This window comes from Bacillus sp. OTU530, from assembly GCF_038440375.1.
The window spans coordinates 182,736-209,701 of record NZ_JASATP010000006.1; the positions used below are offsets into that span (position 1 = coordinate 182,736).

The window sequence follows — 26,966 nt, forward strand, 5'->3', positions numbered from 1 at the left end:
TCATTTTACAGGCTGTGTGCGGCATCTCTTGCTGTTTTCCATACGGTTACATAACCAGCTATACACTTACTAAGAACAGATGATTCCGTCCTGCCCTACATTTAGTTTTGGTCGCCCATCAAGAGGGCATACATGGGAGACTCGAAAAGCAGCCGCAGGTGCTAGACAACTTGCATGAGCCTTTCCTATCTATCCACAACAAAAGGAGGTGATTCCATTGAACCACCTCGCGAAATAGACCGTCATGCAAAATCCTATAACATAAAGGACTTCCGTGACGGTCTGTTTCACATACCTTTTTGTATATTACTCTGTTTTGATGAACTCCTCAATCTTTTGGACCACACCCGGCTCCAATTGCTCTAACAGCCCAGCTGCCTGTTCAAGCGCTGCTTCATATTCAAATTGTCGAAAACGTTTCTCTGCCTGTTCTAATTCCTCAGCAATACGCATATCCTGGCTTCGATATCGGTTCCCATATTGAATCACCTTTTCTACCAAGCAGGCCTTTTCAATGAGTGCAGCTGTATCTGCATAAGTACTATTCACAAGCGAAAGCGCCTCTTCCAAAGCCCCATTTACTGCCTTCATATTTAGAGGCTTGTGCTCTAGCTGCTCGTATACCCTCTGCACAGAAAGCTGCGCCTGCTGCACACCGCCTAAAAAATGCTCCGGTAAACCTGGCAGATTCGATCGCTGTAAAAGACGTTTCGTTTCCATCATCGTGCCGCGCATATGCTGTAACGCTTCACGCGCCTGAAACTCTTCTTTTCGCAGCGTTTGCAGCATTTCTTTATAGTGTTGATGTGCGCGTTTAACCGCCTCAACTTGCTCATGAATATCCTCAATTTCCTCACGAATGACGGAAAATGCAATATCCTGCTGTGCAATCCGAAGATGTAGTGCATCATATCGTTTGAGCAACACATTGATCTGCTTTTCAATATATTTTTGCATCTCTACATCTTCATCCCTTAATTCGTAGCTTTGCTTTACGAATTGGGTTTCTTCCTTCGTCTCTGCTGCCTTTTCGCGCACATCCTCCAGCATATCGTGCAAAATATATGATTCCTTATCGACATAATGCTTGGACGTAGCCTCGACCTCTAATTGATCATATAATGTATCCAGCTTCTCCTTTAAAAAGGCGATACGCTCCTGTACTTTCACAATTTCCACATTTTGAAGATCTATAGTACACTTTTGCAGCTCTTCTCTCAATTCTTGTACTTCCCGCGGAATTTCAAGATGCTCCAGCATATATCCTTGTCTGCTCATCTCTTCATATCCATTTAGCAAATCATCCAATTGACTAGGAAGCGCTGATTGACATTCAACTTGTAAATCTGGAATTTCAGTGATTAAAAACTGCATATACGAAATACTTTCCTCCAAGCCCAGCACAATGTCACGCGCCTCCAAATAGTTCCCTTTGCCGGTCTCTTCTTCAAAGGTTTGAAACTTCTGCAAAGCTTCATCTAACAGCTCCTCTAGTTTATATTCTGCTATGCTGAACATGTGGCGATACGCGAGAACATTTTTCTTCATCTCCCGGTAGGCCTCGCGAAGCTGTTCGATTTGGTTGCTATTTTTCTGCTGGCTTTCAAGCAGATTATGTAACTCATGTAAAATCTGATCCGTCCGCTGATCTGCATCCTCCAGCAAACCAAGAGCTTCATTGAGCACAGCACGCCCCTTTTTAAAGGAAAATTGGGCTGTGTGGCTCTCAGCCTTCTGCAGCTTTCGTTCTGCCTCAGGAATCGTTACAGTCAAAATCTCATCCCAGTCATGGCGCCATTTCTCAAAAAACGCCTCTGTTTGACCGGTTATATTCAAATCTTTTACCCTTTTCAGTTCATCGGCTATCGGCTTTTCTTTCAGTTCTTGCTTATACTGCTTCCCCTCTTGCAAATCTTTATGTAAACGATTTCTTATCACAAGCTCTATCGTAAGCAGTATAAGGATAAAGCTCACTACAGTGATAATGATCGTCAGGATAGAACCCATCCATTTTCCTCCTCTTTTGCTCTTATCTCTTGTATGAGGACTTCCTTGATAACTATTGTCAAAATAACTAAAACGGCCCTGCGATGCAATGTTTATCCTATTTCGAAATCAATAATATTTCTTGTCTATATGTATCAATACTTGGAAAATGTCAATGTACTAATGATACCATGTTATATACTGTTTTTGACCTCATTTTTTATATTTTTTTCAGGATTCGTCTTTCGCTGTACAAGCCTGTTGATCCGTTTCTTACATACAGTGTAAAGAAAACTCGCCGATTGGCGAGGACAGAGGCGTAGTTGCACTTACACCGCACTCCTAAAATTTCTGACTGCGACGAATTCGCTTCTAGCTGGAAATTTGTACTTTCTTAAAGAATAAAGAAAACTCGCCGACTGGCGAGCCCTGCCTTTGGGCGAAGACAAAGGCGTAGTTGCACTTATACTTTATGCCTAAAATTTCTCGCTACGTCGAATTGGCATCCAGCTAGAAATTTATACCTTCTTAAAGAATAAAAAAGAGCCAATGTAAGAGCAGCAAAGACGCTTTTACATCGCCCCTTTCATTAAAAGCACAGGGAGGATTCCAACATTTTAAGTTGGTCCTTCCTTCTGCAGAATAATCGGGTGATATTTACACCTTTTATATTTGTGGGCGTAAAACCACGATACCTTTAGATTCGTGGTAGTTCACTAAAACTGAGCGGCTGCGGGCATTGGCACTATTGATGGTTTGTACAGTGCATGAGCTAACCAGCTTTCAACCTCCTTTGCATAACGATCTGCAAAATAGGGCTCCGTCGGAAACGCGTACAGTACCTCCGCAATATATTGCGCATGTAAATATGGACTTTGCAGCATCCCTTTTAGCTGTACCATAAATACTGGAAATGAAACCTTTTGAAATTCGCCCTGCTGAATCCCCTTATGAATGATCGTTTGGAAATAATATTTTTCTCTTACTAAATATGTTGTCATAATCTCTCGAATTAGTACGCTATCTAAAGAAATTTCACGATAAAAAAAGCGGGTGAGCTGACGGTGATTTGACTGATAATGAAGAATTTGGCGGACAATAACAAGCAGCATCTCCTTTGGCGATAAACCATCTTGTGTAAACGCACTCTCCAGGATCCGAATATACTCTTCCAAAAAATTGGTGACTACATACTCCAATAATCCCTGCTTTCCAGAAAAATAATAGGAGATATTTGCTACGTTCACATTCGCTTCCTTGGCAATCTCTCTTACCGTAGTGCCATCATAGCCTTTCGTATTGAACAACATAATCGCCGCATCGATAATTTTCTTCTTTGTATTCATCTGTGTCACGTCAATTCACCCTTTCGTCGACACTCTCTGCATTCTAACTTCTTGACTTTTAAGACAAATTCCTTTAACTTTCTATCGACAAAGTTAAAGCGAAATACACGCTTTTTGCCAAGACTCTACACATTCCGTGACGAAGGGAGACATTTTGATGTTTCATACAGAGACATACAGCGGATCACGAGAAAAAAATTACGACACATTGATTCGACAATTAGAAGCATTAATTGCAGGAGAGACGAACGCAGTAGCTAACATGGCCAACGCTTCCGCTCTCTTGCATCAATTTCTTCAAGATATTAACTGGGTGGGCTTTTATGTAACAGAGGGTAATGAGCTTGTGCTCGGACCCTTCCAAGGCCTTCCTGCTTGCGTACGTATTCCATTTGGCAGAGGGGTCTGTGGAACAGCTGCGGCAACGAAAACAACGCAGCTCGTGGCGGATGTACATCAATTTCCTGGTCATATCGCGTGCGACGCAGCTTCGAATTCCGAAATCGTCGTGCCGTTAATCAAAAACGGTGAAGTAATTGGTGTACTTGATATCGACAGCCCTAGCAAAAGTCGTTTTGACGAGCTCGATCAAACATATTTAGAGAAATTCGCACAGTCTTTAGTAAAGGGTCTGTAACAACAGTTATAGCACCTATAAACACACGCTTATTTCTCCTAAAAATCTCCTGCTGCGTCGAATTCACTTCTAGCTGGAAATTTATACTTTCTTACAGTGCAAGGAAACTGCCTTGACTCTATTTACAGAAAAGGATATAATAGCGTTTGTGTAAAATAAAAAGGCAGCCTTTGAGAATATATTTATGTTTGTATTTTATTCCTCCGAGGAGGTGTATCGTGTAACTCCCTGCTGCTGGAGCGATGGTACATGAAAATAAAATGCGCATAAACGGAAGTCTCACGTCTGTTTTTATTTTACGTAAAATAAAAACATTGAAGGAGGAGCTATTTATGGCTCGTTATACAGGTCCATCTTGGAAACTTTCTCGTCGTCTTGGAATCTCTCTAAGCGGCACAGGTAAAGAATTAGAAAAACGCCCTTACGCACCAGGTCCACACGGCCCAGGTCAACGTAAAAAATTGTCTGAATACGGTTTACAATTACAAGAGAAGCAAAAACTTCGCCATATGTACGGCGTAAATGAGCGTCAATTCCGCCGCACATTTGATATCGCTGGCAAACAGTCCGGTAAACACGGTGAAAACTTCATGATTCTTCTTGAATCCCGTTTAGACAACCTAGTTTACCGTATGGGTCTTGCTCGCACTCGTCGTGCAGCTCGCCAATTAGTAAACCATGGTCACATTACTGTTGACGGCGCTCGCGTAGACATCCCGTCTTTCCGCGTAAAGACTGGCCAAACAATCGGCGTACGTGAAAAATCTCTTAACCTAACTGTTGTTAAGGAAGCTCTAGAAGTAAACAACTTCGTTCCTGAATACCTAACTTTCGATGCTGATAAGTTAGAAGCTACATTCACTCGCTTACCAGAGCGTTCTGAATTACCAGCTGAAATCAACGAAGCATTAATCGTAGAGTTCTACTCTCGTTAATAATAAAAATACCGACACCTGCGTGTCGGTATTTTTATTTTGGCTTTATGTTTAGCCTTAACAACAAATCAGCAACGGAAATTAAATACCCTTATCTACATTTAGTATAGAAATGGAACAAGAAGCGGTGCAACAATAGAGGTGAAAATGGCAGCAATCCCCATCGCAACGCCCGCTATTGCTCCTTGCAACTCTCCTTCAGTCGCTGCACCGGCTGTACCTTGTCCATGTGAAATCGTCCCTAAAGACAGACCTCTTGATAATGGATGGGAAATTCCCGTCTTGTTCATGAGCCATGGTCCAATCATTGTGCCTGAAATTCCTGTACCAACAACAAATGCAGCCGTTAAAGCAGGATCACCGCCAATAATTTTTGCTGCTTCGATTGCAACTGGAACAGTTACAGATTTTACACTAATGGAGGCAAGGATTGTTTTGGATAAATGGAACAGTTTGGCTATCAACACAGCCGATAGTATTGTGGCAAAAGATCCAACAACTAGTCCTATCCCGGCAGGAGCCAGGTTTTTCAAAATTATATTTTTGTTTTTATAAAGAGGAACCGCTAAAGCAACTGTCGCGGGACCAAGTAAAAAGGTCATAATGTCTTTAGCAGGCTCATATTCAGCATATGTCACATTACTAAGAAGCAGTATGGTTATAATAATCGTTGTACTGAAGAAAACGGGTGTGGTAAATGGAGATGGATATCTCCTTGCGGCTTGGCGTGAAATAAGATACGCTCCAACAGTAAGGGTGATACTACATAGCGTTACGATGGTGTTCACCAACACTCTCCCCCTTTTTTGACGCCAGCTTTTGAGATGTGAATCCTGTAATAAGCATCCCAATGGCAGCGCTTCCTATTATAGCTGTAATAAAGGCAACACCGTTTTGCAAGAAAAGGTCTCCGAAATTCATAAGGCCAACCGCAATTGGGATGAAAAAAAAGGCAAGATGCTTAATCAATAGCCCGGAGGCCTGCTCAATCCAACGTAACGGAATGGTTTTAGTTGCCAGCAAAGCAAAAAGAAGCAGCATTCCCATGACATTCCCTGGAAGAGGAAGCTGAAGGGTTTCTACAATCCAATAACCCGCTTCATTGAGGAGCCATAAGCCGAGAAGTTGGAGAATGAGAAAGACAAAATTTTTCATATTCGCAGCTCCTAGTCTAGTAAAATTTTATAAGGTTAATAATAAACCTTATTTTATATTGTTTCAATCTCTTCCTACTCGTAAGGGAAGACTTTCTTTATATTTCTTCATAATCTGAGAACAAGCCGATGCAGTTGCATCGGCTTGTTCTAGATTAGGATCCCCCGCCTTGCTTAGCTAGAGATTCTCCTTCCTTCATTGCGGTTCCCCTTGCTTTTCCACCGCATCACTCCCTTTTGGGGATGATTCTGCCCCCTTCTCTAATGATTCTAGAGGCTTAATAGGCGCCTGAACTGCCGCAGACTGTGAGGGAGATGGTGTTGGAGTTGTCGGCGTTGCTGAAGCTTCACTATTCTTCTCTAGCTCCCTTCCGCCCAATGTATAATTTGCAACCTTTGTAATTGCGCTATTTGGAAAGAAATAAATCTCACCGTCCAACGCCTTCAGCTTTGTCGTGCGTAGCCCAACCTCTTCCACTGTTCCACCCACGTCATTAATTTTAACCTGATCTCCAACAGAAAATTGATCCTCGAAAATAATTAAGAAACCCGTTACAATGTCCTTCACTAAGTTTTGTGCACCAAAGCCAATCGCAAGCCCAGCAATACTAACACCTGCCAACAATGCAGTGATATCAACGCCAAGAGCTTTGATTGCAGTAATAATCGCAATAAAATACGTAGCATAAGTAAGGATATTTTGGCAAAGCTTAACAAGCGTCGCTTCCCGCCGCTCACTTTGACGCAATGGTCCTTTTAAACGAATCTTAAACATTTTCTCTACAGTCATGTTGGCAAAATATAAGAAAATGCGGGCTGCAACAAAAATAAAGATAATCTCCACAATCGCTCCGCCAAATGCTACGAGCTTATCTGGATTGAATACGTACTTCTGAAACCAATGCTGTATGTTTACCACTCTACTCTCTCCCCCTCTAATAAATAAAATAAAAGGCGTAAGAAAATCTTACGCCTTTATTATTGTTAGTACTTAATCAAGAAATATTTCTTTTTACCACGGCGAATGATTGTAAACTGTCCTTCGATTCGGTCTGCAGCCGTAATAATACGGTTTACATCCTGTTCACGCACTCCATTTACTGATACAGCGCCGTTCGATACGTCTTCACGTGCCTGGCGCTTGGAGGAAACAATTTTACTTGCAACAAGCAAATCAACTAAAGAAATCTCTTCCCCTGTATGCTCATAAGATGGAACATCCTTAAAGCCCTGCTGAATTTCCTCTGCTGTAAGTTCTGCTACAGAGCCACTGAAGAGTGCCGCTGAAATTTTGATTGCTTGCTCTAATGCTGCTTCACCGTGCACAAGCTTCGTCATCTCTGCTCCTAATGCTTTTTGTGCCGCACGTTGCTCTGGCGCTTCTTGCATTTGCTTTTCTAACTCGTTAATTTCTTCATGGGACAGAAATGTGAAGTATTTTAAATATTTTACAACATCACGGTCATCCGTATTAATCCAGAATTGGTAAAATTCATATGGCGTCGTTTTTTCTGGATCAAGCCAAATCGCTCCGCCTTCAGTTTTACCGAATTTTGTACCGTCTGATTTTGTTACAAGCGGCACTGTTAAACCAAATACCTTCGCATCTTCCTCTGATTTACGAATTAATTCCATGCCGGCTGTAATATTGCCCCATTGATCACTGCCGCCAACTTGCAGTCTGCAGCCATGTGTTTGATATAAATTTAAAAAGTCATAAGATTGTAAAATCATGTAGCTAAACTCTGTAAAGGAAATACCTGTTTCTAAACGAGCAGAGACAGACTCCTTCGCAAGCATATAGTTTAATCCAAAGTTTTTTCCGATATCACGCAGGAACGTAATAACATCAAGCTTTCCAATCCAATCATAGTTATTGGCAACAGTTGCTGGATTCTCTTCTTTTTCAAAATCTAAGAAACGGGATAGCTGCTCCTTAATACGCTGACTGAACATTGCTACTGTTTCTTTTTCATTAAGCTGACGCTCTGCCTTCTTTCCACTCGGGTCACCAATTAAACCCGTGCCGCCGCCGACAAGCGCAATTGGCTGATGTCCAGCCTGCTGAAAGCGGCGTAAAATAAGAATAGGCAGCATATGACCAATATGCAGACTATCTGCTGTCGGGTCAAAACCGCAATACAGCTTTACCACTTCTTTGTTTAATAACTCACGCAGTCCTTCCGCATCTGTCTGTTGGTTAATCAATCCTCGAAACTCTAAGTCCTGTAAAATATCCATTGTCTTCTCTCCTCCATTCAAATAAAGAAAACTTGGCGATCGCCTAGTTGTGCTTATACTTTCTCCTTAAAAACTCCTACTACATAGCCTCTTAGCCGGAAATTTATAATTCTTTAAAGTATAAAAAAAATCGCCCCTTCTTAAAAAGAAGGGACGATTGAATATATAATCGCGGTACCACCCTAGTTGTGACATATTGTCACCGCTCCATTTTGATAACGGCTCGTGCCGTCCTTCCCCTCTTGCGTAATAATTCAATCGAAGAAGAATGCTCCAGGGTGTAATTCGTAATCATTTATGTGCTGATTCACACCGACCATCAGCTCTCTGTGACAGGGAAATGATTGCTACTAAATCCTTTCAACGCGCAAATATTCATGATTTACTATCTTTATACCATTGATAGCGGTATCATGTCAAATACAGCTTTCTACAGTATAAAGAAAACTTGCCGATTGGCGAGCCCTGTTCTTGGGCAAAGACAGAGGCGTAGTTGCCCTTATATTGTATTCCTAAAATTTCTTGCTGCGTCAAATGGCCTCCCGGCTAGAAATTTATACTTTCTTAAAGTGCAAGAAAAACCAAGCCGAACAGGACGCTCAGACTTGGTTTATTTACAATAGTATTAATCTTCTAAAGTAGAGAGGTCACCTGTTGGCAAATTTAACTCCCAGGCCTTCAAGACACGGCGCATAATTTTACCGCTGCGCGTCTTCGGCAGCTTATCACGGAATTCAATTTGACGTGGAGCCGCGTGGGCAGCCAGGCCTTTCTTTACGAACAAACGAATGTCCTCAATGAGCTCCTCGGAAGGCTTGTAGCCTGCGCGAAGCGCGATAAACGCCTTAATAATTTCGCCGCGAACTGGGTCAGGGATACCGATCACACCAGCTTCAGCAACAGCCGGATGCTCAACAAGCTTGCTTTCGACTTCAAACGGGCCTACACGTTCTCCCGCTGTCATAATCACATCGTCAATACGACCTTGAAACCAAAAATAGCCATCTTTATCCATATAAGCAGAATCACCCGATACATACCAATCGCCTGGCATGAAATAGGATTCATATTTCGCCGGGTTGTTCCAGACAGACCGCATCATAGACGGCCAGCCGCTCTTAATTGCGAGATTCCCCATTGTATACGGCGGAACCTCTTTGCCTTCATTATCAACAATAGCAGCTTGTACACCTGGTATCGGCTTACCCATGGAGCCTGGACGGATTTCCATACACGGATAGTTACAAATTAGTTGCGCACCCGTTTCTGTCATCCACCACGTATCATGAATCCGAAGATTAAATACCTTAACGCCCCAACGTACAACCTCGGGATTTAAAGGCTCACCTACACTTAAAATATGACGAAGAGAGGATAAATCATATTTTTTAATCACATCCTCGCCGGCACCCATTAACATCCGGAATGCGGTCGGTGCGCTGTACCATACGGTTACACCGTATTCCTGCAGCGTTTCATACCATGTGTCAGGGCTGAAACGCCCGCCTAAAATAACATTGGATGTTCCTGTTAGCCAAGGGCCAAAAATACCGTAGGATGTTCCGGTTACCCAGCCTGGGTCAGCAGTACACCAGTATACATCATCTTCTTTTAAATCAAGAACCCATTTTGCTGTTTGATAATGTTGAATCATTGCATTTTGTACGTGCAGAACACCCTTTGGCTTTCCAGTAGATCCAGATGTATAATGAAGAATTAAACCATCCTCACGGCTGAGCCATGTGATGTCGAGCTTTTTAGAAGCCTGTTCGAATAGTGGGTTGAACGCGATAATTTTACCGCCTTCTTCTATGTTGTCACCTATCACAAATACTGTTTTTAACGCAGGAAGATCATTGAGCGGAACGCGTGAAAGAAGCTCTGGTGTTGTAACAAGTACCTTTGCTTCACTGTCCTCTAAACGATCGCGCACGGCTACCTCCATAAAGGCTTCAAATAACGGTCCAACAATTGCACCGAGCTTCATCGCGCCGAGCACTGTAAAATACAATTCCGGAGAGCGGGGCATAAAGATAAAAACACGGTCACCTTTTTCGATCTCACCGTAAGTTTTTAACACGTTCCCAGCCTTGTTGGATTGCTCCATCATTTCCTTAAATGTGTATTTTTCCTTACGATTTGCATCTTGATAGTAAAGGGCAATCTTATTTTTTCGGTGGGATGCAGCATGTTTATCAATTGCTTCATACGCCATATTTACTTGTCCCGTTTCGTACCAAGAAAAATCCTTCTCTGCTTCTACCCAGTCAAAGCTGTTATACGTGTCTTCATAACTAAGTAGATTGCTATCACCTTTCATTACAGGAAGCGCTTCCACCTTCATTGTTAAATCCCCCTTCGTTATGGAATCTAATGCTTATTATAATATAAACTATTCCGAACTTTCAGTATTTTTCTTACAAAATTTTATATTTTTTTACAATATCCTAAATTACTGCAGAATATTTTACATAATTCTGACGATATTTATAGTTCACTTCAAAGTTGTTTTACGCTACTATGAAAAGAAGATACAGTTAGATTGTTTGCTTCCTCTCCAAAAAGGTGGTGAGATTAATTGATTCACAACAAGGTGTATCATTCACAAACGCTACAGGCCTCAAAAGGTAACCTCATCATAGAAGGACCAGTCCCTGCTCTTACTTTAGAAAATTGTGAATTTCATGAGGATTTAAAGGCTTTTCGACCCGCACATCAGCAGCATCAAGCCATCATTGAAATTTCAACCCTCCCGGAAGCACGTGTTATTATCGCACGGCATGAACATACGATTGTAGGGTATGTCACATATTTGTATCCTGACCCGCTTGAACGCTGGTCAGAGTCAAACATGGACAATTTAGTAGAATTGGGGGCCATCGAAGTAATTCCGGAGTTTCGCGGATGTCATGTCGGTCAAAATATGCTCCAAGTCTCCATGATGGACGATTACATGGAAGACTACGTTATTATCACAACCGAATATTATTGGCACTGGGATTTAAAAGGAACAGGCTTAAATGTGTGGGAGTATAGAAAGATAATGGAGAAAATGATGAACGCTAGCGGGCTTATTTGGATGGCAACGGATGATCCTGAAATTTGCTCACATCCAGCTAATTGCTTAATGGTACGAATCGGAAAACGTGTTAACCAGCAATCTATTGAAATGTTTGACAGAATTCGTTTTCAAAATCGTTTTATGTACTAGAGGGGGAAAGTCTATGATGGTCGAAGAAACTATGAATACAACATCTGCAACGCTCCGCTCGACAAGCAGAACTGAAACAATGCATCCCCTAAAAATCAGCGAGTATTTACACAAAAAAGACTGTAAGGTACTATGGTCCGACTTGGCGGGAACATCATCATGAAGAATGTCTTTGTTTACTCCGATGCGTTTCAGACCTATCGATTTAGCCCTGAGCATCCATTTAATCAGTTACGTGTAAAACTTTCCTATGATTTACTGCAAAAAGGGGGATTCATTCGTGAAGAGCAAATCGTTGTGCCACGTATTGCGACTGAGGAAGAAATCGCTCTTATCCATGATCAAAACTATATAGAGGCAATAAAAAAGGCTGGCGAAGGGAAACTCGATAAACAAACAGCTCTGCAATATGGACTTGGCACCGATGATGTGCCCATGTTTGCAGGCATGCATGAAGCGAGTGCACTGTTAGTAGGAGGAACGTTAACAGCGGTCGATTATGTATTAGAGGGAAAAGCAGAACACGCCTTAAATTTAGGCGGAGGACTGCATCATGGCTTTCATAATAAAGCCTCCGGTTTCTGTATTTACAATGACAGCGCTATCGCCATCAAATATATACAGAAAAAATACGGACTGCGTGTCATGTACATTGATACAGATGCCCATCATGGGGATGGTGTGCAAGCATCATTTTATGATGACCCAAATGTGTGCACTGTATCTATCCATGAAACAGGCCGATACTTGTTTCCGGGAACTGGAGATGTCAATGAGCGCGGGCAAGGTGCCGGCTATGGATATTCCTTCAATGTCCCTTTAGATGCATTCACAGAGGATGAATCTTTTCTTTACACATATCGTACGCTAATTCGGGAAATTGCGGCCTACTTCGAGCCAGATGTTATTCTCACGCAAAACGGTGTAGACGCCCATTACTACGACCCTCTTACCCACCTTTGCGCTACTATCAATGTCTATCAGGAAATTCCAAAAATCGCTCACGAAATTGCTCACGAATACTGCAATGGGCGGTGGATTGCGGTAGGAGGAGGTGGATACGATATTTGGCGTGTTGTACCTCGTGCATGGTCGCTTATATGGCTTGAAATGAATCATATGCGCAATGTTGCATCAGGACTCTTGCCGCTTGAGTGGGTGGATGCATGGAAACAGCAAGCGCCTGTACAGCTTCCCTTGCATTGGGAGGATCCAGAGAATATTTACAAGTCCATTCCACGCAAAAAGGAGATTGAAGAAAAAAACTATCTATCCTTAACAAAATGTCTCGAGCCGCTCCGAACAAACCTGAAAAATATGATTATGTAGCTAAAGAAAAGCGAGCCCTGCCCTTGGGCGAAGACAGAGGCGTGCGTAGTTGCCCTGATACTGGATTCCTAAAATTTCTCACTACGTCGAATCGTCTTCTAGCTAGAAATTTATACTTTCTGAAAGTGTAAGAAAAAAGCGGATGCAGTTTTACTTACATCCGCTTTTTTACTTAAGAAAGTGTAGCCACGCTTCTATCTCCGCCTAACGGCGAGCTTTCTTCCCTATTCCTTTGTAGAGTTACGGAACTGGATACGGTGTGGCAGGATTACATTATGATCCTCTACCGATTCCTTGTTCATATACTTAGTGAGCAAACGCATCGCAACCGCACCAATATCATACATTGGCTGTACGACAGTTGTTAATTGCGGACGCACCATTGTTGCAAGACGTGTATTATCAAAGCCAATTACTTCTAATTCACTAGGAATATGAACACCTTGGTCCTGTGCTGCATGAATAACACCAAGTGCCATTTCATCTGAAGATACAAATACAGCTGTTGGCTTGCTTTCAAGCTCCGCTAATTTCTCATATGCCTCCATTCCGGAGTCATATGTGTAATCTCCTTCGGCTACAAGTGCTTCATCATAAGGAATACCAGCCTCTGCAAGCGCCTTTTGGTACCCGAGCTGCTTTTTATGGTTAAGGGCCGCTTCTGCATATGGACCGGAAACAAAGCCAATTCGAGTATGTCCTTTATCAAGAAGATGCTTAATTGCATCATAAGCTGCCTGCTCATAATCAATGTTTACGGATGGCGTAATGTTTTCTCCGTCAAAAGAAGCAGCCAGTACGATAGGTACCGGTGATTTTTCAAACTCTTCTACGTGCTCCTTCGTGATGTTTTCACCCATAAATACAATGCCATCTACTTGCTTTCCAAGCATCGTATTTAACAAGTGCATCTCTTTTTCCTTGTTTTGGTCAGAGTTACTTAAAATAATATTGTATTTATACATCGTTGCAATATCTTCAATACCGCGTGCCAGCTCAGCATAAAAAATATTAGAAATATCAGGAATAATTACGCCGACTGTTGTTGTTCTCTTGCTCGCCAATCCTCTTGCTACTGCATTTGGACGGTATCCAAGACGATCAATCGCTTCAAGTACTTTTTTTCTTGTTGTAGGTTTCACATTAGGGTTACCATTTACAACACGCGAAACAGTTGCCATGGATACATTCGCTTCACGTGCCACATCATATATTGTAACATTCATCAGGTCATACGCTCCTTTTATAAACTTGCTCTATGTAAAATTGTTCTTTATCCGTTTACATAATGAGATGCATTTAAACATACTAAAAATATTATACATACATCTTTAATCATACGATATAAATACTTATTCAGACAATATATTCCCTCAAATGTACAAAAAAAATTCTTAAATATTGCGTAAAAAGTATAAAAAACAACAAAAATATCCATTCTTTTTTGTGCAATTTCACCAAAAAGAAAATTTTTGGCCTTCCTGAAGCTGTAAATACTTCAAGCAGCTGAAATTTTATTCTCATACACTTTGTTCTTGAAAATTTCTGCTACCTCGAATTCACCCCTATCTGGAATATATCTCTAATGGGATACAAAAAAGCCGAGGAACAGCTGAATCATATCCAACCACTCCCCGGCCCTTTTTAAGAAGATAAGAAAGTATTGTTCTAGCCACGCTAGTGCTTGGCCTTTCGCAATTAAATAAGCTGCCTGTTGCTGCTAAACGGTGTCACTTATACTTTCCTTGTTTGCACATTTATGTTTTTAAATGCCTTTAGTTCATCCATAAATGAATGGAATTGCGGGATATTCATTTGCTGAGCAGAATCGGACAATGCCACGGCTGGATCTGGATGCACCTCTGCCATGACAGCGTCCGCGCCAATTGCGATTGCTGCCTTTGCTGTTGGAAGCAGCAAGTCCCTGCGTCCCGTCGAATGTGTAACGTCAACTACAACAGGTAAATGCGTTTCCTGTTTCAAAATTGGTACAGCGGAGATATCAAGCGTATTTCGCGTTGCACGCTCATATGTACGAATGCCGCGCTCACAAAGAATGATTTCACCATTTCCCTGCGCGATAATGTACTCAGCTGCGTAAATAAACTCTTCAATCGTAGCAGAAAGACCGCGTTTTAATAGGATCGGCTTCTTCACATCACCCGCAGCTCTCAACAAATCAAAGTTTTGCATATTGCGCGCGCCGATTTGAATCACGTCGACATAATCCAGTGCCATTTCAATGTCCTTTGGATTTAAAATCTCGCTTACGATAGCAAGACCATATTCATCACCGACCTGGCGGAGGATCTTCAAGCCCTCCACGCCTAGCCCTTGAAAATCATACGGAGATGTACGAGGCTTGAAGGCACCACCTCGCATGAGTTTTAATCCCTGCTTCTGCAGCGCCTGACCAACGCTCCTTACCTGCTCATAGCTTTCCACTGCGCATGGTCCCATAATGAAATGAACCTGACCGTCACCGATCTTCTCACCATTGATTTCAACAATTGTATCTTCCGGTTTCTTCTTACGAGAGACAAGCAGTGCCTTTCGATTGTCATCTTCCTGCAGCTCAAGACTCATTTGGAAAACTTGCTTAAAAATATGTTGCAGTGTAGACGTCTCAAATGGTCCATTATTATTCTCTGAAATCATATCGAGCATTTTACGTTCACGCACAGGATCAAACCGCTTTACACCTTGCACTTCCCTTAGCTTATTAATTTCCTGTACAACCTTGCCGCGATCATTTAACAGCTGTAAAATCTTTAAATTGATTTCATCCACTTGCAAGCGTAATGTTTCCAAATCTTTTGATGACAAGGTAAAGACCCCCTTCAGAAATGGTATACCAAACATTATAAATAGCTGTTCTAGCCTAGCAAAAAGGGAAATTACTGTCTGCAGTCTCTTGTATACATCCCTTACACTATCACGCTGCAACTTCACACACAGAAATTCCATTTTTTCCATTTAATACTATAAATGTAGAGCTCGTCAATGTATTTTTCTGAAAATTTACAAATCTTTTCATAAAAATCATTTTTCAAGTAATGCGCTTGCTCTAATTATTCATTTATTCACCGCGTACCCGCACCGGAGGCCTCTCCTGTTTGCGCTCCCGTTGCTCGTCCTTTTCAAGTTTTCGTTTTCGAAGACGGCCATATACCTCAATCGCTGCCGTACTCCACTGCATGACCTGTGCGACCTTATCTGCATTTTGCTCTACCTGATGGGTAACAGAGTTCGTCGCCTGAGCCAGCTTACCGTTAATAGAATCAATTGTTGTGCCAATGCCTTCTACTGACTTTACTACCTTATTCAGTGACTGGGATTTCTGCTGAATGTCTTCAGCTAATGCATTTGTTTTGTGAAGCAGCTGCTCTGTTTCATATGTAACACCCTGTAATTGCTTCTCCAGCGCAGCTGTTGTACGCGCAAGACTTAGCAGCGTTTTGCGCATTGCCACGAGTGTATTGCCAAGGTACGCCGCCAGCACCGCAAATGCAATAGCTGCAATTAGCGCACTTACATATAAAATGATTTCCATACCGTTCACCCCTTCGGCTCTATTGTTAGTATTATACAACGATTTTTGTTGCTATTCTAATCTTCTCATAAGATGACCCGAAACGATACAAACATTTCATTTTTTTGGAAAATAGCTAGCATCTTAGTAAACAAACGAGAAAAAGTGGGTTACAATAGTTTTGATATCTCAATTTAGGAGGGGTACACATATGAAAGATCCACGTATTGAAACGTTAGCAAACAACCTCATTCATTATTCTGTAAAACTAAAAAAAGGTGAAAAAGTTTTAATTGAAAATTTCGGGCTTGAGCGTGAGCTAGTCAGTGCACTTATTAAGGAAGCATACGCAGCAGGAGGCTATCCATTCGTATCCTTAAAAGATAACCAGGTGAACCGTGCATTAATGATGGATGCCTCAGAAGAGCATTTTTCGCAAATTGCAGACTTTGAAGCAGAAGTCATGAAAAGCATGGATGCTTACATCGGACTTCGCTCCGGCAGCAATGTTAATGAACTGGCAGATGTTCCAAGTGACAAGATGAAGATTTACAACCAAACAGTCGGTCAAAAGGTACACCGTGAGATTCGTGTCCCGAAAACAAAATGGGTCGTCCTTCGCTATCCGACAGCTTCTATGGCACAGCTTGCAAAAATGAGCACTGAAGCATTTGAGGACTTCTATTTTGATGTCTGCAACCTTGACTACGGCAAAATGAATGAAGCGATGGACGGACTCGTTGAGCTGATGAATCGTACAAACAAAGTACGAATTACGGGCCCTGGTACTGACTTAACATTCTCCATTCAGGACATCCCGGCCATTAAATGTGCGGGCGAAATGAACATTCCAGATGGTGAGGTGTTTACAGCTCCAGTAAAAGACTCCGTAAACGGAACCATTACATATAACACACCGTCTCCTTATAACGGTTACACATTTGAAAACGTAAAGCTTACATTTAAAGATGGTAAAATCGTGGAAGCAATGGCAAATGATACTTCAAGAATTAATGACATTTTTGATACAGATGAAGGTGCTCGTTTTATCGGGGAATTCGCTATTGGTGTTAATCCTTACATTCTCCATCCAATGGGCGATATTTTATTTGACGAAAAAATTGACGGCAGCTTCCACTTCACACCAGGCCAAGCATATGACGAAGCCTATAACGGAAACAACTCTAATATCCACTGGGATTTAGTTTGCATTCAGCGTCCAGAATACGGAGGCGGCGAAATATACTTCGATGATGTACTCATTCGAAAAGACGGCCGTTTTGTAATTGCTGAGCTAGAAGCATTAAACCCTGAGAATTTAAAGTAGACTCGCTGATTGGCGAGTCGCTAGATGAAGACAGAGGCGTAGTTGCACTTACACTGCACTCCTAAATTTTCCAACTACGTCGAATTCACTTCTAGCTGGAAATTTATCCTTTCCCAGGGTGTAAAGAAAAGAGGAAGCGGAATTTCCGCCTCCTCTTTTCTACTTCACTTCGACTGCCTTCTCGTAGGCTTTTTGGAACTTCTGAATATCTCCTGCACCCATAAAGATCAGCACGGCATCATGATGCTTTTTCAATACATCTGTTGTCATGACGCTAATAAGCTCAGAGCCATCAATCCTTTGCTGCAGGTCACGGATGGAAAGTTCTCCTTGATCCTCTCGTGCAGAACCGAAAATGTCACATAAATAGACTTGATCTGCTTTCTGCAAGCTTGCTGCAAATTCATCTAGAAACTTTTTCGTACGCGTAAATGTATGCGGCTGGAATACTGCAACAATTTCGCGCGTTGGATATTTTTGCCTCGCTGCTTCAATCGTAGCATTTATCTCTGTAGGGTGATGGGCATAATCATCAATGATAATTTGTGTGCTAAACTTCTTCTCGCTAAAACGGCGCTTTACGCCCCCAAAGGTTGTTAACTGCTCCTTCACAATATCTATAGATATATTTTCATAGTGACATAGTGCAATAACTGCCAGTGCGTTTAAAACACTATGGTTGCCATATCCCGTAATCTGAAATGTTCCATAGTGCGTATTTCGTACAAACACATCAAAACGTGTTCCATCTGTTCCCTTTTGGATGTTGCGCGCTTGAAAATCGTTATGCTCGTCAAAGCCGTAGAAGATGACAGGTACCTTGGCCTGCATTCGCTGTAGCTGCTCATCGTCACCGCAGGCAATAATCCCTTTGTTCACTTGCAGCGCCATTTCTTGAAACGCGCTGAACACATCGTTAATGTCCGCAAAATAATCCGGATGATCAAAGTCGATGTTCGTCATTATTGCATAATCTGGGTGATAAGACAAAAAGTGTCTCCGATATTCACATGCCTCAAACACAAAATATTTGCTGTCTTCTACGCCTTTTCCCGTTCCGTCACCAATTAAATACGACGTTGGATATGCGCCCTGTATCACATGGGAAAGCAGACCGGTCGTAGATGTTTTACCATGTGCACCGGAAACAGCAATGCTCGTATAACGGCTCATTAGATCACCAAGGAAATGATGATAACGATAAATCGGCAAATCCAGCTCCTTCGCACGCTCAATTTCTTCATGCGTATCTGGAAATGCATTACCAGCAATAATCACTTGCCCCTCTTGAATATTATTTTTATCAAAAGGCAAAATTGCGATTCCACGTTTTTCAAGCTCTGTTTGGGTGAAAAAATGCTTATCCACATCAGATCCTTGAACGGCATAGTTCATATCATGCAGGATTTGCGCCAACGCACTCATACCTGTTCCTTTGATGCCTACAAAGTGATAAACTGTCATTTTAAAGAACCTCCAACATCTATAACTAATACAACGGCCTATCTGTAAGACAGTATATGATGGTGTTTTCGTTTTTGGGAATGACAATAAAAATTCTTCCTGTATTGTTATCTCGAAACACGAAACAAACACATAACGTAGCCATTATAGACAATTCCCCAAGCTGCATAGGACCAAGAAACAATGCTGCAACCGGTTCGGCCGAGAAAAACACAACTGCTTCTTAACAATCTAGGAGCGTGCTGCAGGCACAAAAAACTGTACCCTGCAGCACGCCCAAGCATATCTGAAATCATAACAAGCACAATCAGTGTTAGAATTCATATACCTCTTGTTTTTCTAATAACTCAACACGTTCTAACCGCGGGTTCGGACGATATTTTCGTCCAGCCTTTGCTTGCGGCTCTCCATTAAGCTCCACATTGTCCCCTGTAAAGCCAATATTCATTTTAAGCAAGCTGCTTCCCACCCCGTACATATCCACCGGGACATCCTGTGACTCAAATGCACGGATTCTCTTCTCATCAAATCCGCCGGTTACTACAATTTTCACGTGCTCATAGCCCTCTGCGTCAAGCGCCTGACGAAGCGCAAAAACAAGCTGCGGGTTCACACCACGCGGGTCGAAAGTGCCGAGCACCTCTGGATGCCGAATGAAATATTGGTCAATCATTGTACGAGATGTATCAAGGCGTACACCTTTTAAGTCTTGACCAAATTCCCTCGCCACGCGAAGCGCATCAGTAATCACATCGTTATTATAATCAATCAGCACGATTAAGTCATCCTCTGGAAATTGTTGATAGTAGGCTTTTGTCGCCTCAACAACATCTCCGCCAAACATTTGAATAAGCGCATGAGGCATTGTACCCATACCGCTTTTTCCCCACCATTCGTTCATCGCATGAGTTGCCTGAGCACTTGTTCCCCCAATATAGGCTGCATACCCATCTCCTGCCTGCTGTGTAAAATGGTCGTCACGATCCCCCATAAAAATGATTGGCTTTTCTCTGCTGCCGCTGCGCGCTGCTTGCACAACGTTGTACACATTCGTTGCCACTGATGTACGTCTAGCCAAAATACCGTCAATAACACCTTCTAAATATCCAAAGTATTCATAAGGTCCACGAATGGTTAGTACTGTTTCAAACGGACTAATTTTATCGCCATCCTTTAAAGAATGGACTTCCAGCTTCTCCGGATGCGCCGCAAAAGTTTGCAATAACGCAATCGCTTCATCCGTACCGCATAAAACCGCATGCTCCCGCTGGAAAAACTGCATAGTTACTACTGTTCCCGGACGAGTATGCTGAATAATCTCACGAGTCTTCAAAAAGTAAACCGCAGAAAACCAGCCTTCTCCAACGCGCTCATCAAACTTAAAGGTTTGATTTGTAAGACGCTTAATTTTGCCTTGTAGCTTCCATTCTATTTCTTTCATCATGATTGATTCCCTACCCATCCATCTCATCAGTTCTTTTAGTATAACCCGTCTAATCCAGCTTCCGTGTGTTTATAAACAGGAAGAGGAGGTCAATGCCCTTATCCTTGTCCATTCATATCCTGCATAGCAGCCAGCTCTCCCTCTGTGATGAGAACATCACGCGGCTTTGTTCCCCGAGCCTCCGAAATAATGCCTTGTGCTTCCATTTCTTCAATAAGACGTGCAGCACGATTATAACCAATTCGGAAGCGGCGTTGCACAGATGAGGCAGATGCGCCGCCCTGCTCCAATACAAACTGACAAGCATCATAAAATAGCTCATCCTCTGCTGCGTGCTGCTCTGCCTTCGCCAGCAAATCATCCTGCTGAAACATATAGCATGGCTTCATTTGCTGTTTTACATGCTGCACGGTACGCTCAATTTCCTCATCTGATACATATACCCCCTGCAGACGAACCGTTTTTGATGTGCCATTTTCTAAAAATAACATATCCCCGCGTCCAAGTAATTTTTCTGCCCCTGCAGTATCGATAATGGTCCGAGAGTCAACCTGAGACGATACAGTAAAAGCAATACGTGTCGGTATATTTGACTTAATGAGCCCAGTAATTACATCCACAGACGGGCGCTGCGTCGCGACAAGCAAATGAATTCCACATGCACGCGCCTTTTGCGCAATACGACAAATAGCTTCTTCTACATCAGCAGCTGCTACCATCATTAAATCTGCCAACTCATCAATTACGATGACAATGTAAGGCAGCTGCTGTCCTGGCGCTTGCTTTTGCTCAACAAGATCATTATACCTTGTTAAATCACGGGCACCTGCATGTGCAAATGACTCATATCGACGGTCCATTTCTTCTACAGCCCACTTCAACGCAGCCGTAGCTGCTTTTGCATCTGTAATCACTGGAGATACAAGATGAGGCACTTCATTATACGGTGCCAACTCGACCATTTTCGGGTCAATCAACATAAGCTTCACCTCATGAGGCATAGCTTTATATAAGATACTTGTCAAAATTGCGTTGATACACACACTCTTTCCGGATCCGGTCGAGCCTGCAATCAACCCATGCGGCATTTTGCGGATATCAGTTACAATCGGTGCACCGGAAATATCCAAACCAAGCGCAACCGTTAGAGGCGAATCACTTTTTGCAAACTCAGGACTACGCAAAATTTCTCGCAAAAACACTGGCTTGCTTTCCTTATTCGGCACCTCAATGCCAACTGCATTCTTGCCCGGAATCGGCGCTTCAATACGAATATCGCGTGCAGCTAAATTCAGCTTAATATCATCGGATAAATTAGTAATTTTATTAACCTTGACTCCTGGGTCAGGCTGTACTTCAAAACGCGTAACAGAAGGTCCTTGTGTCAGATTCACAACCTTGGCACCTACATTAAAATTAAAGAATGTTGTATTGAGCAATTCCATTTGCTCCTGCAGCCACTCGTCATCATTCACTTCTAAACGCGATGGAACATGCAATAAATGTATAGGCGGTAGCGTATATAGTGGCATTTCTTGCTGCTTTTGCTCCAAGCGAAGCCTGTCCTGCTTAAGCATCATTACGTTATACGGCACAAACCGCTTTCTCTCACGCCCCTCGACCTTTACAGACTGAGGGTTTTCAAGAGGCCCCTTTTCTTCCGCTGCCTCTACCACCTTAGAAGTCTCTTGTCCCTGCTGCTCTTCTTTAGCTTCCTCTTCCTCTAGTAGCTCGCTCGCTTCTACTGCTTCTGCCTCTTCAGAAGGTTCTTGCTCTTGCTCTTCTTTAGCTTCCTCTTCCTCCAGCAGCTCACTTATTTCTACTGCCTCTGCCTCTTCAGAAGATTCTTGCTCCTGCTGCTCTTTAGCTTCCTCTTCCTCCAGCAGCTCACTTGTTTCTACTGCCTCTGCCTCTTCAGAAGATTCTTGCTCCTGCTGCTCTTTAGCTTCCTCTTCCTCCAATAGCTCACTCGCTACTTCTGCCTCTTCAGAAGGTTCTTGCTCCTGCTGCTCTTTAGCTTCCTCTTCCTCCAATAGCTCACTCGCTACTTCTGTCTCTTCAGAAGATTCTTGCTCCTGCTGCTCTTTAGCTTCCTCTTCCTCCAATAGCTCACTCGCTACTTCTGTCTCTTCAGAAGATTTTTGCTCCTGCTGCTCTTTAGCTTCCTCTTCCTCCAATAGCTCACTTGTTTCTACTGCCTCTGCCTCTTCAGAGGGTCCTTGCTCCTGCTGTTCTCCTTCTGATGCAAAATCCTCCAGCTCAGGTAGCCCCACTGTTTTTAGTTCTGTTAGTGCTTCGTTCTGCACAACTTGCACTACCTCTGGCTTTTCATAAGCCTTTTCCACATACTCCTTACTTAAGAGTGTTTGCTCTTCAGTATCTCCGTATGCCTTTTCGATGTGTATCGCTTCCGTCTTCTCAAAAACTGATACGTATCCATTTTTCTCAAGCCATGCATCCACTACTGATTTTCTTTCATTTGACAGTATGATATCCTCATCCTCAACAGGCGGACGCTTTTCTTCCACCTGCCCTGGACGTGTATAACCAAAAACAGGCGATGGGACTTCAGTCGGACGAAAAGGAACACGGCTAGACTCTGGCAATTGTGGACGAGTAACGACCTGCTCCTCAGGCTGCTGCAATGTAGGTTCCGTTACATGCTGCGGCACAGAAGGCCGTGCTTGTTCAGGCTGCTCCCACTGCAATGAACGAGGGCGAGGCCTGCTTCTATCCTGTTCTATAGAAGGCTGCCTTTTTACCTGATCAGTTCGAACAGGCTCACGTCTCTCAAGCGGTTCATTAATATCTAGCGGAAACCGAAATTTCCCCTTTGGGTATTGATAAGTCACTCTAGCCTCTATTTCTTTTTGTAACGGTTCATATTTGTCTATAACAGGCGAATGATCTGTTTGAGGAGCTTCAGGTACACTCTCTTCCTTCTTCAACAGTTTTTTCATCCAATCTAACATGCAGTACCACTCTTTCTGCAAAATAATAACATCTTTTATTGTAACAGCATTATAGCGAATGTGGGGAAAAAAATTATAGGAGACAAAATCCCCTAGCAACACTACATAATATGTAAAGAAAACTCGCCGATTGGCGAGCCAGCCCTTGGGCGAAGACAGAGGCGTAGTTGCACTCATACTACATTCCTAAAATTTCTAACTACACCGAATTCATTTCTACCTGGAAATTTACGCCTTCTTAGAAGCACAAAAAAGCAAAAACCACCTAGATAGCGGCTTTTGCTTTTGAATCCATTTATTAGATGCTACTGCCTTATCGTCGCTGTAGGGTAAAGAAAACTTACTAATTGGCAAGCCGTTAGGCAAAAGTAGCGGCGTAGTTACACTTACACCTTGTTCCTAAAATTTCTGGCTACGTCGAATTCACTTCTACCTGGAAATTTATACTTTCTTAAGTGCAAAAGCAGTAATTACCTAAGAAAACATAATGGATTCACAGACTTTTTACTCTTTCTCATTATCCTTCTGCCGACGTTTTTTCCCTAAAATAAAAATTGGCTCTAGTTCCTTATTTTCATACATAAAAGAAAGAGCGGTAATTGGAACGCGACCTTCAAAGAAAAATTTCATCGTCATTTGCGCAATAATATCGTAGCCAATCTCGTTTCGAAGATCTGCAACGATTAACACATCCTGATGCGGCACCGCAACGACCATATCTCCTTCAATCTGCCCCTTCATATCTATTAAAAGGGAATCATCTAGCACTCGGCTGGCATCATAACCATCATTTTGATTAAAAAAGTAAAATACATTGCCCGCTACTTCGTCAGACTTTACCTTACGCGGCAGGGAGCGAAGGTGAAACAGGGCCATCTCCCTTACCTGCTGTTCATCAAGACCTAGATTTTGAAGGAGACGTTGATCGATGAGACGATATGTTTTTTCAGAATCAAGAGCATAATAAATCCTTGTTTCTGCTGTGTGCTCTGTTGTAACAAACGGATTTCCTTCCTCTTGCTCCATAGGAAAGGAAGTAGAGCGGATAACAGGTAAAATCCGCTCTGCCTGTGTCCCTTCTCTATGCATCGCGAGCAGTGCTTCTTCTACGTAATACACGATTTCCTCTACAGCCTTCTCTTGCTTTTGCTCCCATTTTGCAACGATACCTGGCAAGGAAACTGTAATACCTTTTTTAGTTTCCTTATCCTCGATCCGTAGCGTCTCTTTTTCCCTGTCATATTGAAACTGCCATTCTGGCCGTTCCAGCCTCCTGATCAGCTCATCCTTCACTTTCTTGCTTGTTATTTTCATTGCTTGCGAAGTCCTTCCAAAAATGCCTCAATTTGCTCTTGCGTTTTTCGATCCTTATTCACAAATCTTCCAATTTCTGCTCCCTTGCTATAAGCAACAAAGCTCGGAATTCCAAATACATCTAGTTCGCGGCAAAGGTCAATAAACTTGTCACGATCAACAAAAACGAATGTAAAATCACTATATGCCTCTTCCACCTCCGGCATAAATGGCTTAATGAATACACAATCCGGACACCAATCTGCTGAAAATAAAAATACAACGTTCTGTTCTTGTTGTAATGTCTGGAACTGTTCCACGCTTTCAAGTACTTTCATATGTACACTCTCCTTCTTTCTTCTGCTGTTTACTTTACTTGTCCCAGCGGGCCTTTTGCAACTGTTATGCTTTTGAATACATATATTGCCCAACGAGCAGTTTTGCTACATGGGTAAACATCTCTTCCCGATCTATATACCCATTCGTAAAAATACCAATTGCGCCCTCACTGCTGCGAATATCTCGACGTTTCGTATAATTATCCATAATTTCACTTAGCTCTTTTCCAGAAAGAAGCGGATGCAAAAATTCATCAGGTAATTGTATACGTGCTCCTCCCGCATAAAACATTTCCCCGTGACGAGTCACAAGCGCTCCCCAGTTGCATAAAAACAGACCTCGTCCTGTTTCAAGCACACCGCCTTCTAGGCCGATTGCAACATCAGCATCTGTTTGTTCTAAGGCATTTCTAGCCCGATTCACAGCACCCTGTAATGTCTCCTCATCAGAAAATGGTTGATCAGCTACACCAGACAAAGCAAGAACGGAGACAAGTGTTGCTTCTGGAAACGCATTCCGTACCGCACCCGTTTTTGTTTTATTTGTAGAACCTACTGCTACCTTCATCCATCGTTCCTCCGTTTTTAAAACATCAGTAATGCTTACTCTTCTATTACTTGCTCCGAATCGTTTCAAGTGTTGTACGATCAGTTGCTTTCACAAGCTTTACAAGCAGCTCCTTTGCTGCGGCGTAGTCATCTACGTGCATGATTGATGCATGTGTGTGGATATAACGAGCACATACACCAATTACACCAGACGGAACACCAGAATTGCTAGTATGAACGCGCCCCGCATCTGTTCCACCTTGCGAAACAAAATATTGGTACGGAATCTGATTTGTTTCCGCCGTATCCAAAATAAACTCAACCATTCCTTTGTGCGTAACCATGGAGCGATCAAAAATACGTAAAAGCGCTCCTTTCCCCAACTGCCCAAACTCCTTCTTATCACCGGCTGCATCATTTGCCGGACTTGCGTCAAGGGCAAAGAAAATATCAGGCTGGATCATATTTGCCGCCGTTTGCGCACCGCGAAGACCAACCTCCTCCTGCACAGTCGCACCAGAATACAGCACATTTGGCAACTTATCATTCTGTACCTCTTTTAAAAGCTCGATCGCTAAGCCGCATCCATAACGATTATCCCATGCTTTTGCAAGAATTTTCTTGTCGTTTGCCATTGGCGTAAACGGGCATATCGGCACAATTTGCTGTCCTGGCTTGACCCCGAGAGCCAGCGCATGCTCACGATCATCGGCTCCAACGTCGATGAGCATATTTTTTATATCCATTGGCTTAGCACGCATCTCATCACTTAAGATGTGCGGCGGAATGGAGGCAATTACGCCAATAATCGGCTTGTCATCGGTTATAATTTGTACACGCTGCGCAAGTAATACCTGACTCCACCAACCACCGAGCGGTTGAAAGCGAAGCATGCCATTTTTCGTGATTTGCGTCACCATGAAGCCAACTTCATCCATATGACCGGCTACCATCACGCGAGGACCATTTTCATCGCCCTTTTTCACGCCGAAAACACTGCCCAGACGATCCTGAAGGATTTCATCGGAATATTTCTTAAGCTCTTCCTTCATAAAGCGGCGAACACTGTGTTCAAACCCCGATGCGCCGGGAAGCTCCGTTAATGTACGAAATAGATTCAACGTTTCTTGATTCATCAAATGACCTCCTCTTTTTGATTAGGGTGAAGAAAACTCGCCGATTAGCGAGCTATTAGAAGCGTAGCGTAG

Annotated in this window: 23 protein-coding genes and 1 other annotated feature; of the genes, 6 read left to right on the forward strand and 17 right to left on the reverse strand. The window is 42.7% G+C overall.

Annotated elements, in window-relative coordinates:
- Positions 1–306 precede the first annotated feature (306 nt).
- Positions 307–2,007 (reverse strand): septation ring formation regulator EzrA, encoded by a 1,701-nt coding sequence (gene ezrA, locus AAHB12_RS06685; RefSeq protein ID WP_342044708.1) that lies wholly within the window; start codon positions 2,005–2,007, stop codon positions 307–309.
- A gap of 695 nt (positions 2,008–2,702) precedes the next feature.
- Complete coding sequence (refZ, locus tag AAHB12_RS06690; protein WP_342044734.1) at positions 2,703–3,332, reverse strand: forespore capture DNA-binding protein RefZ; 630 nt, start codon at positions 3,330–3,332, stop codon at positions 2,703–2,705.
- Positions 3,333–3,489: 157 nt separating this feature from the next.
- Here refZ and AAHB12_RS06695 point away from each other — a divergent pair, with 157 nt between their 5' ends.
- Together AAHB12_RS06695 and rpsD are read left to right on the forward strand one after the other, a co-directional pair.
- On the forward strand, positions 3,490–3,969 hold the full coding sequence (locus AAHB12_RS06695) for a GAF domain-containing protein (protein WP_129727841.1): 480 nt from the start codon (positions 3,490–3,492) through the stop codon (positions 3,967–3,969).
- A gap of 332 nt (positions 3,970–4,301) precedes the next feature.
- Complete coding sequence (rpsD, locus tag AAHB12_RS06700) at positions 4,302–4,904, forward strand: 30S ribosomal protein S4 (protein WP_129727886.1); 603 nt, start codon at positions 4,302–4,304, stop codon at positions 4,902–4,904.
- 101 nt (positions 4,905–5,005) lie between these two features.
- Here rpsD and AAHB12_RS06705 read toward each other — a convergent pair whose 3' ends face one another.
- From AAHB12_RS06705 to acsA, 5 genes are all read right to left on the reverse strand, one after another.
- The gene (locus AAHB12_RS06705; protein ID WP_129727842.1) at positions 5,006–5,692 is read right to left on the reverse strand and encodes an LrgB family protein; all 687 of its coding nucleotides are present in this window, start codon (positions 5,690–5,692) and stop codon (positions 5,006–5,008) included.
- Complete coding sequence (locus AAHB12_RS06710) at positions 5,667–6,059, reverse strand: CidA/LrgA family protein (protein WP_129727843.1); 393 nt, start codon at positions 6,057–6,059, stop codon at positions 5,667–5,669. Before AAHB12_RS06710 ends, AAHB12_RS06705 begins: the two co-directional genes overlap by 26 nt.
- A 195-nt stretch (positions 6,060–6,254) precedes the next feature.
- Entirely contained in the window at positions 6,255–6,977 is a 723-nt protein-coding gene (locus AAHB12_RS06715) for a mechanosensitive ion channel family protein (RefSeq protein WP_342044709.1), read from the reverse strand.
- 65 nt (positions 6,978–7,042) lie between these two features.
- Positions 7,043–8,299, reverse strand: coding sequence for a tyrosine--tRNA ligase (gene tyrS / locus AAHB12_RS06720; protein ID WP_129727845.1), 1,257 nt, complete (start codon positions 8,297–8,299; stop codon positions 7,043–7,045).
- 146 nt (positions 8,300–8,445) lie between these two features.
- Positions 8,446–8,672, reverse strand: a binding site (T-box leader).
- Positions 8,673–8,924: 252 nt separating this feature from the next.
- On the reverse strand, positions 8,925–10,643 hold the full coding sequence (gene acsA, locus AAHB12_RS06725; protein WP_342044710.1) for an acetate--CoA ligase: 1,719 nt from the start codon (positions 10,641–10,643) through the stop codon (positions 8,925–8,927).
- A gap of 234 nt (positions 10,644–10,877) precedes the next feature.
- Between acsA and AAHB12_RS06730 the strand changes: the two genes are divergently transcribed.
- The 3 genes from AAHB12_RS06730 to AAHB12_RS06740 are packed head-to-tail and all read left to right on the forward strand — an operon-like array spanning position 10,878 to position 12,839.
- Positions 10,878–11,510 carry a GNAT family N-acetyltransferase gene (locus tag AAHB12_RS06730; RefSeq protein WP_342044711.1) on the forward strand — a complete coding sequence of 211 codons (633 nt, stop codon included), beginning with the start codon at positions 10,878–10,880 and terminating at the stop codon, positions 11,508–11,510.
- A 13-nt stretch (positions 11,511–11,523) separates the two neighbouring features.
- A complete protein-coding gene (locus AAHB12_RS06735; protein WP_342044712.1) occupies positions 11,524–11,673 on the forward strand; it encodes a hypothetical protein in 150 nt (49 codons plus the stop codon).
- Positions 11,670–12,839 carry an acetoin utilization protein AcuC gene (locus AAHB12_RS06740; RefSeq protein ID WP_446715521.1) on the forward strand — a complete coding sequence of 390 codons (1,170 nt, stop codon included), beginning with the start codon at positions 11,670–11,672 and terminating at the stop codon, positions 12,837–12,839. Before AAHB12_RS06735 ends, AAHB12_RS06740 begins: the two co-directional genes overlap by 4 nt.
- A 224-nt stretch (positions 12,840–13,063) precedes the next feature.
- Here the strand turns inward: AAHB12_RS06740 and ccpA are convergent, their stop codons facing one another.
- From ccpA to AAHB12_RS06755, 3 genes are all read right to left on the reverse strand, one after another.
- Positions 13,064–14,065, reverse strand: coding sequence for a catabolite control protein A (gene ccpA, locus AAHB12_RS06745; protein WP_342044714.1), 1,002 nt, complete (start codon positions 14,063–14,065; stop codon positions 13,064–13,066).
- 508 nt (positions 14,066–14,573) lie between these two features.
- Complete coding sequence (locus tag AAHB12_RS06750) at positions 14,574–15,665, reverse strand: bifunctional 3-deoxy-7-phosphoheptulonate synthase/chorismate mutase (protein WP_129727850.1); 1,092 nt, start codon at positions 15,663–15,665, stop codon at positions 14,574–14,576.
- A gap of 253 nt (positions 15,666–15,918) precedes the next feature.
- Complete coding sequence (locus tag AAHB12_RS06755; RefSeq protein WP_129727851.1) at positions 15,919–16,392, reverse strand: DUF948 domain-containing protein; 474 nt, start codon at positions 16,390–16,392, stop codon at positions 15,919–15,921.
- A gap of 190 nt (positions 16,393–16,582) precedes the next feature.
- Between AAHB12_RS06755 and AAHB12_RS06760 the strand changes: the two genes are divergently transcribed.
- Positions 16,583–17,698, forward strand: a complete 1,116-nt coding sequence (locus tag AAHB12_RS06760) for an aminopeptidase (protein ID WP_129727852.1) — start codon at positions 16,583–16,585, stop codon at positions 17,696–17,698.
- Between the two features lie 159 nt (positions 17,699–17,857).
- Here the strand turns inward: AAHB12_RS06760 and murC are convergent, their stop codons facing one another.
- The 7 genes from murC to AAHB12_RS06795 form a co-directional block, all read right to left on the reverse strand.
- Complete coding sequence (murC, locus tag AAHB12_RS06765) at positions 17,858–19,162, reverse strand: UDP-N-acetylmuramate--L-alanine ligase (RefSeq protein WP_342044715.1); 1,305 nt, start codon at positions 19,160–19,162, stop codon at positions 17,858–17,860.
- A 313-nt stretch (positions 19,163–19,475) separates the two neighbouring features.
- A complete protein-coding gene (locus AAHB12_RS06770; protein WP_342044735.1) occupies positions 19,476–20,603 on the reverse strand; it encodes a nicotinate phosphoribosyltransferase in 1,128 nt (375 codons plus the stop codon).
- A gap of 101 nt (positions 20,604–20,704) precedes the next feature.
- Complete coding sequence (locus AAHB12_RS06775; RefSeq protein ID WP_342044716.1) at positions 20,705–23,578, reverse strand: DNA translocase FtsK; 2,874 nt, start codon at positions 23,576–23,578, stop codon at positions 20,705–20,707.
- A 504-nt stretch (positions 23,579–24,082) separates the two neighbouring features.
- A complete protein-coding gene (locus tag AAHB12_RS06780; RefSeq protein ID WP_342044717.1) occupies positions 24,083–24,892 on the reverse strand; it encodes a DUF1444 domain-containing protein in 810 nt (269 codons plus the stop codon).
- A complete protein-coding gene (locus AAHB12_RS06785; RefSeq protein WP_342044718.1) occupies positions 24,889–25,209 on the reverse strand; it encodes a thioredoxin family protein in 321 nt (106 codons plus the stop codon). Before AAHB12_RS06785 ends, AAHB12_RS06780 begins: the two co-directional genes overlap by 4 nt.
- 64 nt (positions 25,210–25,273) lie before the next feature.
- Positions 25,274–25,777: a DUF84 family protein gene (locus AAHB12_RS06790; RefSeq protein ID WP_342044719.1), complete on the reverse strand. Its 504-nt coding sequence runs from the start codon at positions 25,775–25,777 to the stop codon at positions 25,274–25,276.
- A 46-nt stretch (positions 25,778–25,823) separates the two neighbouring features.
- A complete protein-coding gene (locus tag AAHB12_RS06795; protein ID WP_342044720.1) occupies positions 25,824–26,894 on the reverse strand; it encodes a M42 family metallopeptidase in 1,071 nt (356 codons plus the stop codon).
- Positions 26,895–26,966 lie beyond the last annotated feature (72 nt).